The 12,845-nt window shown below is 61.4% G+C and carries 8 protein-coding genes and 1 tRNA gene; 2 read left to right on the forward strand and 7 right to left on the reverse strand.

Annotation, left to right across the window (positions count from 1 at the left end; all coding sequences use genetic code 11):
- The first annotated feature begins 81 nt into the window (after positions 1-81).
- Positions 82-1,602 (forward strand): pyruvate kinase, encoded by a 1,521-nt coding sequence (gene pyk / locus QF036_RS10255; protein WP_307101479.1) that lies wholly within the window; start codon positions 82-84, stop codon positions 1,600-1,602.
- Positions 1,603-1,750: 148 nt separating this feature from the next.
- Here the strand turns inward: pyk and QF036_RS10260 are convergent, their stop codons facing one another.
- On the reverse strand, positions 1,751-2,356 hold the full coding sequence (locus QF036_RS10260; RefSeq protein WP_003800911.1) for an ANTAR domain-containing response regulator: 606 nt from the start codon (positions 2,354-2,356) through the stop codon (positions 1,751-1,753).
- A gap of 205 nt (positions 2,357-2,561) precedes the next feature.
- On the opposite strand from QF036_RS10260, the gene QF036_RS10265 reads away from it, so the two are divergent.
- A tRNA-Leu gene (locus tag QF036_RS10265) sits at positions 2,562-2,643 on the forward strand.
- An 882-nt stretch (positions 2,644-3,525) separates the two neighbouring features.
- On the opposite strand, the gene QF036_RS10270 is transcribed toward QF036_RS10265, so the two are convergent.
- From QF036_RS10270 to QF036_RS10295, 6 genes are all read right to left on the reverse strand, one after another.
- Positions 3,526-4,599: a LacI family DNA-binding transcriptional regulator gene (locus tag QF036_RS10270; RefSeq protein WP_307101482.1), complete on the reverse strand. Its 1,074-nt coding sequence runs from the start codon at positions 4,597-4,599 to the stop codon at positions 3,526-3,528.
- Positions 4,600-4,900: 301 nt separating this feature from the next.
- Positions 4,901-6,079, reverse strand: coding sequence for an NAD(P)/FAD-dependent oxidoreductase (locus tag QF036_RS10275; protein ID WP_307101484.1), 1,179 nt, complete (start codon positions 6,077-6,079; stop codon positions 4,901-4,903).
- 52 nt (positions 6,080-6,131) lie between these two features.
- Entirely contained in the window at positions 6,132-7,178 is a 1,047-nt protein-coding gene (locus tag QF036_RS10280; RefSeq protein ID WP_307101485.1) for a Gfo/Idh/MocA family protein, read from the reverse strand.
- A gap of 181 nt (positions 7,179-7,359) precedes the next feature.
- A complete protein-coding gene (locus QF036_RS10285) occupies positions 7,360-8,700 on the reverse strand; it encodes an MFS transporter (RefSeq protein ID WP_307101487.1) in 1,341 nt (446 codons plus the stop codon).
- Between the two features lie 26 nt (positions 8,701-8,726).
- Positions 8,727-10,403 carry a hydantoinase B/oxoprolinase family protein gene (locus QF036_RS10290; protein ID WP_307101490.1) on the reverse strand — a complete coding sequence of 559 codons (1,677 nt, stop codon included), beginning with the start codon at positions 10,401-10,403 and terminating at the stop codon, positions 8,727-8,729.
- Entirely contained in the window at positions 10,396-12,462 is a 2,067-nt protein-coding gene (locus QF036_RS10295; RefSeq protein WP_307101491.1) for a hydantoinase/oxoprolinase family protein, read from the reverse strand. The genes QF036_RS10290 and QF036_RS10295 overlap by 8 nt, the downstream gene beginning before the upstream one ends.
- Positions 12,463-12,845 lie beyond the last annotated feature (383 nt).

Raw genomic sequence — 12,845 nt, forward strand, 5'->3', positions numbered from 1 at the left:
GTCTTCCTATAGCGCCAAGGCGGAGATGGAATTCATCTCCGCGACAACTTAACCAATGCAAGTGACAAATAGGGTAGGTATATGAGACGCGCAAAGATTGTGGCCACCTTCGGACCGGCCATTGCCAGCTATGAAAACACCCTCGCGGTGCTGGAAGCCGGCGTTGATGTAGCCCGTATGAACATGAGCCACGGTGACTACTCCGTGCATGACAACACCTATGAGAACGTCCGCAAGGCGGCGTCCGACCTGGGCAAGGCCGTCGCCATCATGGCCGACCTGCAGGGACCCAAGATCCGCCTGGGCCGCTTCGTCGACGGCCCGCACCAGCTGGCCGTGGGGGACATCTTCACGATCACCACTGAAGACGTACCCGGCACCAAGGACATCTGCTCCACCACGCTCAAGAGCCTCACCGAGGACGTCAACCCGGGCGACGCCCTGCTGATCGACGACGGCAAGGTGGCGCTGCGCGCCATCGAGGTGGACGACGTCAAGGTTGTCGCCAAGGTGACCGTGGGCGGCTTCGTGTCCAACAACAAGGGCATCAACCTCCCGGGCGTTGCCGTCAACGTCCCTGCACTGAGCGAAAAGGATGAGGACGACCTGCGCTGGGCCATCCGCCGCGGCGTGGACCTCGTCGCACTGTCCTTCGTCCGTGACGCCGGCGACATCAAGCGCGTCCACGAGATCATGGACGAAGAAGGCCGCCGCGTTCCTGTGATCGCCAAGATCGAAAAGCCCCAGGCCGTGGAACAGCTCCACGAGATCATCGACGCGTTCGACGCGATCATGGTGGCCCGTGGCGACCTCGGTGTGGAGCTTCCGCTGGAGGAAGTGCCGATCGTGCAGAAGCGCGCCATTGAACTGGCACGCCGCTGGGCCAAGCCGGTCATCGTGGCCACCCAGGTCCTCGAGTCCATGATCGACAACCCGCGCCCCACCCGTGCGGAGGCCTCCGACTGCGCCAACGCCGTGCTCGACGGCGCCGACGCGGTCATGCTCTCCGGCGAGACCAGCGTGGGCAAGTACCCGATCGAGACGGTCAAGACCATGGCCCGGATCATCGAGTCCACCGAGGAGCACGGCCTGGAGCGCGTCCCCCCGCTGGGCACCAAGCCCAAGACCCGTGGTGGCGCGATCACCCGTGCCGCCGTCGAAATCGCCGACCAGCTGGACGCCAAGTACATCTGTACGTTCACGCAGTCCGGTGACTCGGCACGCCGCCTGTCCCGCCTCCGCCCTATCAAGCCGGTTTTCGCGTTCACTCCGGTTGAGCAGGTGTGGAACCAGCTGGCACTGACCTGGGGAATCCAGCCGCAGCTGGTTGCCATGGTGGGCCACACGGATGAAATGACCGCACAGGTTGACCGCAGCCTGCTGGACATGGGACTGGTGGAAGACGGCGACCTCGTGGTCATCGCTGCCGGTTCCCCTCCCGGGAAGGCCGGCTCGACCAACTCGCTGAAGGTCCACAAGGTGGGCGACCTCGCCGATACGCCCCGCTTGGGCGAGGCCACCGAGAAGAAGGAAAAGCTCGGCCCGTGGCCGGAAAAGAAGAAGAAGAACAAGGACAAGGCTGCAGCAGCTCCTGCTGAGTAGCCGAACCTGAAAGGGAGGATCCCCGCGACCGTTTCACCGGTGGCGGGGGTCCTCCTTTTTGTTGCCCGGTTTCCGCTCCGGTTTCGGGGAAAACAGAAGAACCCCCGGCGTTCGTCCGGGGGTCCTTCTGGTCTTGCAGCTATTTTGGCTAGTTGACCTGGTTGATGATGGTCTCGGCCACTTCGCGCATGCTGAGGCGGCGGTCCATCGAGGTCTTCTGGATCCAGCGGAAGGCCTCCGGCTCCGTCAGGCCCATCTTGGTGGTCAGCAGGCTCTTGGCGCGTTCCACGAGCTTGCGGGTGGCGAACTGCTCCTGCAGATCGGTCACCTCGCTTTCGAGGGCCTTGATCTCCTCGTGGCGGGACAGCGCGATCTCCAGCGCGGGGATCAGGTCGGCGGGCGTGAACGGCTTCACCACGTAGGCCATGGCGCCGGCGTCGCGGGCGCGCTCAACGAGTTCCTTCTGGCTGAAGGCAGTCAGGAGCACCACGGGGGCGATGCGGGCCTTGACGATCTTCTCGGCCGCGGAGATGCCGTCCATGACGGGCATCTTGACGTCCATGAGGACCAGGTCCGGCTTGAGCTCCTCGGCCAGCTGCACGGCCTTCTCGCCGTTGTCGGCCTCGCCGATGACGTCGTAGCCTTCGCCGCGCAGGATTTCGATGATGTCCAGGCGGATGAGGGTTTCGTCTTCGGCCACAACTACGCGGCGCGCCGGCTGGGACGTTTTGTTTGACTCCGTCGGTTCTGACACGGGATCTCCTTGAAAAGGTACGGCGGGACTATGACTATCTTAGTTGGGCCCCGCGCTTGTACTTGGATCGGCATGGCTTGTTGCGACGGCGGTGGCGCGATTCTGGTTTTAGCCTATCTGCATGTAGAGTAAATCCGCGCACTGGTAGTGGCTGCGTTGATCACACTTCGCTGTGAGCCTACGATTGTTACTCCGTGTACTCCGCGCCCGAGTGGCGGAATTGGCAGACGCGCCGCACTCAAAATGCGGTATCGAAAGGTGTGTGGGTTCGAGTCCCACCTCGGGCACAGTATTTCCCCTGTTCAGAGGCTTTTCAGCCTCTGAGTGTGGACAAATTGTGTTGTGAAGGGCCCCTCCGGGGGCCTTTTTCATTGGTGGCCGGTGGTGTGGCGGGCTGGCTCCTTCGTTCCCTGGTTGGCCGTCTTGGTGCTTGTTACTTGTTTCATGGGCGTGACTGGGTGGGGCAACATGACCTGAGAAAAAACGTCTGGTCGGGTTACCTTTCTTGGTTGTTGGGTTTTCACCAGGCTTCTCCTTCTCGGTTCGTGGTGGCTTTGCTGCTTCTTCATGGTCGGTTCGGGGGGAGGGCGCCATGACTTGTGCCGAGTTGTTCGGGAATCGGTTCCGCCAGACTCCCGCAGATGCTCTGGGGGCGCATTGCCGTGACCGACTGAGAGCCGGCATTGCCGTGCATTTGACTCATGAAGCTCACGCCGCCTTTCATGCCTGCATCTCTGGTTTCGCGTCGTTGCCTGTTCATGGTTACCTTCGGCGTCGACTGCATGATGCAGTGGAGGTTTTTTGGGCGCGACGTCCGGAAGTGAGGTATCCGCCTGGCTGGACTTTCATATTCCTTCATGTCCAACCTGCTGGACGAATAGATGACGGAACGGTGATGCACCGACACAATCTCAGCGACCCAAACCCACACCTAGGTCCCGCCGTCGGCCGGCTGCCGGAACAAGCCAGAAAAGTCAGCTTGAAATCTAGGACCTTCGCAAGAGCGCGTCAGCATTAAGGAGTAGCGCGTCAGCATTAAGGAGTAGGGACCGAAAACTGACGGCTTTTGCGTGGCCGCCTGACGTCAGGTTGGGGTGTACTTCAGAGCAGACACCAAAAAAAGAATTGGAATTGCCGTTAGCCTGAGCATTCCGCTCGAAATGTTGGTGTCATGCGAAGCGGCTTCTGGCCGTGGACTCGCGCACCACCAAGCGACCCGTGAGGGTGCGGTGGCGTCGCCTTTCGTTCGGGGTGAGCATGGAAGCACTCAATTCTTTGAATGCCGTCCGACCTAGCTGATAGCTGGGTTGTTCCACGACAGTCAGACGGGGACGCACCAAAGTGGTCCAGTCCTGGTCGTCAAAGCCGACCAAGGATAGGTGCCCGGGACAGTCGATGCCCATATCCTGGAGCGCGGCGAATGCGCCGGCGGTCATTTCTCCGTCCGTGCAGTAGAGGGCGGTGATGCCGGGGTTGGACTGGAGGAGGTAACGCACTGCGTCTCCCGCTGAGTGCCGTGCGTAGGAGCTTGAAGCAACGAATGCCGGATCGTAACGGATTCCCGCGCCACGCAGAGCCATGGCGTAGCCGAGCAGGCGGGCAGTTGACGGCCGTAGCGATGGAGCAGATTCCGGATCGATCTGGTCCCGTAAGAGTGCTGTCGCTTCCGTAACAATGCCAATGTCTCGGTGTCCCAGGTCAAGCAGGTGTTGTACTGCCAGGGAGGAGGCGCCGACGTGATCCAGGGCTACGTAGGACGCGGTTGTGACCTTCGGTGCCGGGCGGTCCAGGAGGGTAACAGCAATTCCTTTGCACTCCAGCTCCTCCAAGTGTGTTGTGTCTTCATTCGAGACCGGGGCGACAATGACGCCGTCCGCCTTCTTCCCCGCAAGCACTGAAACTGCCCTGCGCTCCAAGCCAAGCTCGCCTTCGGTGCTGCTGAGGAGCACGTCGTAACCCGCTTCGCGAGCGGTCGTCGATATGCCTCTCACGGCGTTGGCAAAAAATGGATTGCTGATGTCCGGAATGATGACACCGATCGTTGTGGTTTTGCCGGTGATCATGCTCCTCGCGATGGCGTTCGGCTGATAGCCGAGGGTTTCCGCGGCTGCTTCGACAGCTTGCCGGGCCTTACCGCTGACGGATCCGTTGCCAGCCAGTGCCCTTGCCGCCGTTGATTTCGATACCCCCGCGAGTTGGGCGACTTCTATGATCGTTACTGCTTCTGAGATGGCTGGGGCCATTGCCGCGTTCCTCCTTGATCCCTTTGGGATCGTTACCAGGCTCCCTACCACTCTAGCCAGCCCTTGGTGCTTTGGGCCATCGAGAAGCGGGTAACGGCCTCTTCGCAGCGGAAATATCGGAAATCCAGATGCGGTCTAGGCTTTACTTACTCCACCCTGGCGATCACGGTTCTCGTCGCGTCGGACGCCCGGTAAGTATATTTTTTTCCTTCTTGTCGGCCCTAGTCTGTAGGGATCAGAGAAGCGGTGGACGCCATGCGTCTACCGCTTCTCTGATCCCTGCAGAATTCGTACTTAGCCTCTATTGCTTTACGGGCTCCCAGGCCCCTGTGCCGACGGCTTCAGGGGCGCCGTCAGTGGAACCAAAGCGGTCGGGGCGGAAGGATTTAAGTACGGGGGAGGGAGTCCCGGTGAGGATCTCTTCGGCCAGCAGTTCCCCGAGTATCAGACCTAGAGTAGCCCCGGAGTGGCTAAAGATCGTGTAGAGGCCCGGGATCTGTGGAATGGGTCCGACGACGGGCAGGCCGTCACCGGGGATCGGCTTGAGCCCGGCCCCGACGTGGTGGGCTGTCAGTCGGGGGTTCCCTGCAAGTACCTTTGAGGCCTCGTCCAGCAAGCCCTGCACCGACTCCTGTGGCACTGAGAACGAGCCGTCGTCCTCGATCACCACTGTTTGCTCTGCCCAGTCCGAGTCGAGTACAAGGCGTCCGTCGGGGGTGGGGCGTACGGCCACGCGCGGGGTGTTAAGCACGGTCTTGACTTCTGCGTCGACCGGATCCGTGATGAGCACAAATGCGGCGGGGGTCCTGTCGAGAACCGTGACGCCAAGGGCTGCGAGCTGGGCCGGGACGTCACCGCCGGTGGCGAGCACGACTTCGTCAGCGGAGACCTGTGTCCCGTTGCCAAGGATCACACCGACCGAGGCCCCATCCTGCACGTTGACCCGCACGTCTCCGGCATTTTCGATTACTTCCGCTCCCTTGGCCACGGCCTCGGCGACCAGGGCAGGAATGAAGTCCGGCATGTTCACCCAGCCCTCACCGGGATTGAAGATGGCACCTTCTTCAGCCACGGCCTCGGCGTTCACATCCGGAGCGATCGCTGCCACGTTGGCCCGCTCGACCCAAAGGGATTCGTACCCGCGGGACCGTTCAGCTGCGTAAGTATCCCGGAATGTCTTTCCTGGGGCGGCCCATTTCATGGCGCCGTTGAATCGGATGTAGCCACGACTTTCGGGATGGTGCGCGCTCCAGGTGCGGTAGCGGTCAATGGCCAGTAACCGCAGGTAGTGGTACTCGGCCGAACGGGCACCGGAGGAGTTCAGCCATGCAATTGAACGGCTGGACGCTCCGTTGGCGAGGGTACCGGCGGTCACGAGTGTCACTTTCGCACCGCCACTGGTGAGGTGGAAAGCGGTGGAGGCGCCGAGGATACCGCCGCCGATGACAACTACATGCTTCTGGGGAGACGTGGAGGACATGTTGGTTACTTTCTTCGTCGTGTCGTCTGTTAGCTAGCCCGGCTTGGTACCTCTAGGAGAGGCCATTAAGGGAAGCGTGGATGTTTTCGATGATCCGTAGCACTTCAACGGATTCGCGCGGATCCACGGGAAGCGGGCCAGTGCCGCGGATGGATTTCGCAAGTTTCGCGTAGAACCGCGGATAGGCTCCCCGCTCTGCGGGGACTGGGGTTTTCGTGCTGCCCGTGCCGAGAATGCCCCACGCGTTTTCATTTTCGACGCCGTAGGCAGGATCGGTGGGCAGAACCCCGGCAGCGAGGTCCGGCTCCTGACGGTCCAACCCCCATTTGGTGTAGCCGGCCGAAGAACCGAGCACGTGGAAACGAGGCCCCGGCCTGGCCGCCACCCCATTCATCCAGAGCCTTGAGCGGACTCCCGATTCGTGCAGCAGTGACACGAATGCTTCGCTTTCGCCGCCCTCAGGGTTAGGCCCATGATTAGCGGTTTCGCCGTACGTGTCGACGACCGGGCCAAGCAGCTGGATGGCCTGATCGATCAGGTGGGCGCCCAGATCATGAAGGAGGCCACCGCCCTCATCAGGGGTTGCCTCGTCGCGCCAGTTGCCGAAGCCTTCTGGCCGCCACCATTCGAAACGGGATTCAAAGCTGTAGACCTGCCCCAAATCTCCTCCACGAACGAGCCGTTGAAGGGTGAGAAAATCCGCATCCCACCGACGGTTCTGGAACACGGACAACTGCACCCCTGCGCTGGAAGCCAGGTTGAGAAGGTGCTGGCCTTCCTGCGAGGTCGGCACGAAGGGCTTGTCCACCACCAGGTGCAGCCCATGGGCGATCACTGCCGAGGCGAGGTCCACATGGGTAGAAGGCGGCGTGCAGAGGACCACTAGGTCGAAGTCGTCTGCGGAAGCAAACAATTTGTCCGCAGCGGGGAAAACTTCTGCATGGGGGTAGAGGCGCGCGGCGTCAGCGGCACGTTCCGTATTGGCCGTGACAATGGCGTCCAGGGAGAAGTCCGGGTCCGCGGCGATCAGGGGCGCATGGAAAACCTTGCCCGACACTCCGAATCCAACAACGGCGGTCCGAATGGGTGTTGCAACCATCAGGGCACCTCCTACTGGTGGGTCTGGGCAGGCGTAACCACGGCTGTCCCAGCCGCCTGGCGAACGTTCAATATGATCACTGCGTTTCCAATCATGGATGAGACCTATCGGGGCTCTGGGATTCTGGGACTGCGTTCGGTCTCACTCGCAATGAGTGAGACCGAACGTGTTTAGGGCGGAGCTAACTTACGGCCTCAGCCGGGGAGAGGCTTATTGCCGGCCGGGTGTGCCGGAGTGCCTTCGGCAGGGCAAAGAGTGTCACGAGGATTGAAACGACGCATGCGCCGGTCATGTACCAGCCAAACGACACGTTGGAACCAGTGACGGAGAACAACCATACGGCGACAAGGCCGGCCGTGGCACCGATCAATGACGTTCCGACGTTGAAGTTCAGCGCCGACGCCGTCGACCGCACCTCTGGCGGGAAGCTAAGAACGTAGGCCACGCTGAGCGGTGCCGCCAGAAGGTTGTTGATCAAAGTGAAACCGATAACGCTGACTGTCGCCAGGAGGATCGACTTCTCACCGATCGCGTAAAACGCCGGCACGGTGAGGATGACGAAGAGTCCATAACCGGTTAGCAATACCGATCGGGCACCAAACCTGTCGGCGAGGTATCCGCCCCATATGCTCGTGATTGGACCCACGGCGTAAGTCAGCATCGAGGCGAGCAATGCCTGGGATGCGGGGAACCCTGCGGTGATGAGCGCCGTCACGAAGTACGCCTGAATCGTGTACGAACCGATGCGCTGGCCCGCGCCCAGACCGATGACCTTCAGCATGTCTGCCCAGTGATAGCGGAGGGCGGTACGCAGAGGGGTCTGCTTGACCTTCTCGGTCGCGGCTTCCTTGAGAACCTTTTCGAACTCAGGCGTTTCGGTGACGTGGTTGCGCATGTAGACGCCGATGAATGCGATCGGGATGGAAAGCAGGAACGGGATGCGCCAACCCCAGTCCGCGAACGCGTTGCCGGGCATCATAACGCTCAGGAAGTAGGCCATGCCCGCGGCGAGGAAGGACCCTACCGAAGCGGTCGAGTTCAGCACGCCCGCAATAAAGTTGGGCCGGCGGCCCTGCTCATGCTCGAAAAGGAAGTTGGCTGCGGTTGTGTATTCCACGCTTGCACCCACGCCCTGCAGAAGACGGGAGATCATCAGGATTACAGGTGCTGCCACGCCGATGGCTGCGTAGGTTGGCAAGAACCCGATGCCGGCCGTGCCGATGCTCATCAGAGCGATAGTCAGGATGAGAACGAATTTCCGTCCCTTGATGTCACCGAGGGGGCCGAGGATCAGCCCTCCGATAGGCCGAATGGCGTAAGAGAGGACGACGCCGAGGTACACGGCCAGGAGAGCGGCGGTCGAATCGCCGGAAGGGAAGAACTGGGTTGCGATGATCGCGGCCAGGGTCCCGTACAACGTGAAGTCGTAGTACTCGACGACGTTGCCGAGCATGGTCGAGATGAAAACACGGCGCCGGGTGGCTGAAGGCACGGGGGCCGTACTGCTGGCTGAATTGGCCATGTTATTTCCTAGGTGTGAGGGCGGGGTTAGGAATCGCCGCTGGCGATTTGGCTGAACTGTTCTGGGTAGACCTCCCGGGCGAACGCCTCTGAAATCTTCCCTTCTGCGAGGTCGCGGGCGACCTCGTCCACGGGCCTTAGTTCCGGTGCGCCGTAGCCTCCGGCTCCGGCTGTTTCGATCGAGACGCGATCGCCGGTTTGAAGCACGGTATATCCGTGGTTGATTGGCCGTGCGCCCTCGCTGAGGACAGCCCGGGCTCCTTCGCCGGCCAGTCCACCGTCAAGGCCCCAGGGACGGGACTTTTGCCGGCTTGTGTCAAGCCAGAAGTGAATGTCGGGATCTTCGACCCGAACCGCGCGGCGGATACCGAGGCCGCCGCGGTGTTCCCCGCCGCCGCCGGAGTTTTGAATGAGTTCATATGCGTCGATGACGAGTGGGTACTCGGTTTCGAGGCTTTCGACGGGGAGGTTGGAGGTGTTGGTCATGTGGACCTGGACACCGTCCATCCCGTCTTTGGTGGCACGGGCTCCGCATCCGCCGCCGATGGTCTCCAGGTAGACGAACTCGCGTCCGGTGCGGGAGTTGCGGCCGGAGAAATGGACACCGGTGTTGGCGCCGTTGCTTGCTGCGGTGACCCGCCGCGGGACGGCTGTGGCCAGGGCGCCGTGGATGAGGTCAACGATCCGCTGGCAGGTTTCGCTGCGGCCATTGACAGCGGCTGGCTCCTGGCAGTTGATGATGGAGCCGACAGGCGCTTCGATTTTCACGGGGCGGTAGAGACCCGCGTTGGGGACGATGTCGGCGTCGATCAGACTCTTCAGTGAGTAGTAGACCGAGGCGTACAGGGCAGTCCAGACGACGTTGACGCTTGCGCGGACCTGCGGGGGGTTGCCGTCAAAGTCGAAGGAGATGTTCTCGCCGTCAATCACGATGCGCACCTGAAGGTCGAGTTCGTTGTCCAGTTCGGGGCAGTCGAACTTGTCCTGGAAGAAGTACTCGCCGTCCGGCATGGCCGAAATGGCTGCCCGGGTGCGGCGTTCGGTGTAATCGAGGAGTTCTTCGCTGGCCTGGACCATGACTTCGCGTCCGTAGCGTTCGCAAAGGTCCTTGTATCGCTGGACTGCGAGGCGGTTTGCGGCCTGCTGCGCGCGCAGGTCGGCCTGTCGTTCGTGCGGAACCTGGCAGTTCAGGAGGATCAGATTGAGCATCTCCTCCTGCAGCACCCCTTGGCGGATGAGGCGGACGGGCGGAATGCGCAAGCCCTCCTGGAAGATGTGTGCGTGGCCGCGGTCACCGAAGTCGGCGTGGTGGGCGAGGTTTGCCGCCCAGGCGGTCAGGACGCCGTCGACGAAGACCGGAGTGGCCAGGACGATGTCAGGCAGGTGTGACCCGCCGCCACTGAAGGGATCGTTGCCGATGAAGGTGTCACCGTCTTTGATCTCGTCCAACGGGTAGCGGCTCAGGATGCCATCGACGATGCCCATGAGTGAACCGAGGTGCAGGGGCGAGCCGCCTTCGTCCTGGGCAATGCCCTGTCCCTTGGCGTCGAAGAGGGACGCTGTGCAGTCCCTGCGTTCCTTGATGTTGGTGGAGTAGGCGGCGCGGACAAGGGTTTCGCCCATTTCCTCGACGACAGTGGCAAGGGCGGAGCCGATGACTTCGACCAGAACGCTGTCGAGCTGTGGCGTGGTGTTGTTATTCATTGGGGCTCCTACGGATTTCAATGACAAGGTTGCGTACGTCGTCAACGACGCAGACGTCGGAGGGAAGTAAAAGGGTAGTGGTGTCCATCTGCTCGATGACCGCCGGTCCTACGATGCGGTGACCGACGTCGAGCAGGCGCCTGTCGTAGACCGGGCAGGAGACGTAGTCGCCTTCTTCGGCGAGGTAGACGTTTCGGCTGGCGACGATGGCGTCTTCTGCATTCCGCCCGGAAGGGGCGGTGCGGAGGATCTCTGCCCGTGGGACGTCAGCGATGGCCTGGAGGCGGAAGGTTATTGCCTGCACCTCTTCGTCGTGCGCGCTGTATCCGTACATTCGGTCGTGGGCGTGCTGAAAGCCTTCGATAACGGCCGTGATTGCCGCAGCGTCGATGGGGCCTTGGGGGAGTTCGACAGGAAGTTCGTAGTTCTGTCCTGCATAGCGCATTTCCAGCCGACGGATGATGCTTCGCCGGCCCGTTTCAATCCCTTCCTCTTCGAACCACTCGGCTGCGTGGTCGGAGAGTTCGGTGAATACCTTGGCGATGTCCTCCGCAGTGCCAGAGGACACGCGCGTGATCTGAGTACGCATGAAATCGCTGCGGATATCCGTCATCAGCAGGCCGAGCGCGGACTGGGCACCTGGTGTTTCCGGGACCACAATCCTGTCGACACCCAACTCGATGGCCAGCCGGGAGGCGTGAAGCGGGCCGGCACCACCGAACGGAACAAGAGCGTAATCACGTGGATCGTAGCCCCGCTGTACCGAGATGACGCGAATGGCTCGTGCCATGTTCGCAGTGACAACTCGGATGATGCCCTGGGCAGCTTCCGGAACGCTCATGCCGAGCGGATCGGCAATCGCCTTGACCGCGCGGTGGGAAGCCTGGGCGTCGATCTTCAGCTGGCCGTCGAGCAGGTACTCCGGGTTGAGGACCTGGAGAACCACGTTGGCGTCCGTCACGGTGGCGTCCTGGCCGTTTCCGTAACAGGCCGGGCCGGGGAAGGCGCCGGCGCTTGCCGGGCCGACCTTCAGGTGATTGCCGCTGTCAATCCAGGCAATCGAACCACCGCCTGCACCAACGGTGTGGATATCCAGCATGGGGGAGCGGATCGGCCGGCCGTCCAGCTCCATCCCGGATGTGACCTTGGGTTCGCCGTTCTGAACAAGGGAGACATCAGAAGACGTGCCGCCCATGTCGAAGGTAATGATGTCCGGGCTACCCGCAGCGCTGGTGATAGCAGCTGCGCCGACAACACCGGTGCTTGGGCCGGAAAGAACCAGACGGACCGGCATCTTTTCGGCCGTTGCGAACGGAATGATGCCACCGTTGGACTGAGTCACATGCGGGATACACTTCAGCCCGTTCTCGGCCAGACGCTGCCGCAGCCGGCTCAAATAGTTCGCCACCACGGGGCCGATGTAGGCGTTGGTGACCACGGTGGAAAGACGTTCGTATTCACGGAACTCGGGTAGAACATCACTGGACAGCGAAACAAAAACCTCGGGGAATTCCTCAGCAATGACAGCGGCGATCTGCTGCTCGTGGTCCGGGCGAAGGTAGCTGTAGAGAAGGCAGACCGCAACGGAGTCAACCTGCTGTTCCTTGAGCTCCTTTACCGCGGCGCGGACTTCGTCAAGGTCCAGCGGCGTTTCGATGCGGCCGTCGTGGCGCACCCGCTCGGTCACTTCCAGACGAAGATCACGCGGAACAAAAGGCTCCGGCTTGTCAGCCTGCAGATCATAAAGATGCGGTCGGCGGCCCCGTCCGAGTTCAAGCAGGTCGCGGAAGCCCTTGGTGGTGATCAGCCCAGTGCGCACGCCGCGCCCAGTCAGCAGTGCATTCGTTCCCACTGTCGTGCCATGAGCGAGGTAGGTAACCTCTTCAATCGAGCGGCCGCCCATCTGCTCGAGCAGTTCCCGGATGCCCAGCACAATAGCGCGTCCGGGATCGTCAGGGGTCGACGAGACCTTACGAACATGTACCTGTCCTGTCGCCTCGTCGAACGCACAAAGATCGGTGAAAGTACCACCGGTGTCTACGCCGATTCTGAGAGTCATGATTTTCCTGTCGTCTAATTTGAGTACCGGACCCTTGGCCGGGATAACCCCCGGCAGCTACGAGCGAAACGAGGGGTTCTGGCAGTATTTGGGATCGTTCCCAATTGCGCTGGTTTCGAGTGTAGAGATGTGATGCGGCGCACGTCAATACCCCATGGAAGTCGCGCCTCTCCTGACTGGTGCAAAAAGCCCTAGAAGAGCTGAGTGCACTGTAAGTTCAAGTTTTTACAGGGCAAAACTCTTGACGGGACAGGGAGGCCCTTTTATTGTGGGACCAAATTGGGAACGTTCCCCAACGTTAGAGGTCGATGCAAGGCTCACAGGCCGTTCGCACCCCGACGCAGCTGCCAACGGCAGCTTGCCCGTTCGAAGCCGCAAGGTCT

The organism is Arthrobacter globiformis (assembly GCF_030817195.1).
In the GTDB taxonomy this organism is placed as follows: Bacteria; Actinomycetota; Actinomycetes; order Actinomycetales; family Micrococcaceae; genus Arthrobacter; species Arthrobacter globiformis_D.

Bases quoted from the DNA above. Each gene is read 5' to 3' on its own strand.
- pyk (WP_307101479.1), top strand. From the start codon at position 82: ATGAGACGCGCAAAGATTGTGGCCACCTTCGGACCGGCCATTGCCAGC.
- QF036_RS10270 (WP_307101482.1), bottom strand. From the start codon at position 4,599: ATGGCCCCAGCCATCTCAGAAGCAGTAACGATCATAGAAGTCGCCCAA.
- QF036_RS10275 (WP_307101484.1), bottom strand. From the start codon at position 6,079: ATGTCCTCCACGTCTCCCCAGAAGCATGTAGTTGTCATCGGCGGCGGT.
- QF036_RS10285 (WP_307101487.1), bottom strand. From the start codon at position 8,700: ATGGCCAATTCAGCCAGCAGTACGGCCCCCGTGCCTTCAGCCACCCGG.
- QF036_RS10295 (WP_307101491.1), bottom strand. From the start codon at position 12,462: ATGACTCTCAGAATCGGCGTAGACACCGGTGGTACTTTCACCGATCTT.
- QF036_RS10280 (WP_307101485.1), bottom strand. From the start codon at position 7,178: ATGGTTGCAACACCCATTCGGACCGCCGTTGTTGGATTCGGAGTGTCG.
- QF036_RS10290 (WP_307101490.1), bottom strand. From the start codon at position 10,403: ATGAATAACAACACCACGCCACAGCTCGACAGCGTTCTGGTCGAAGTC.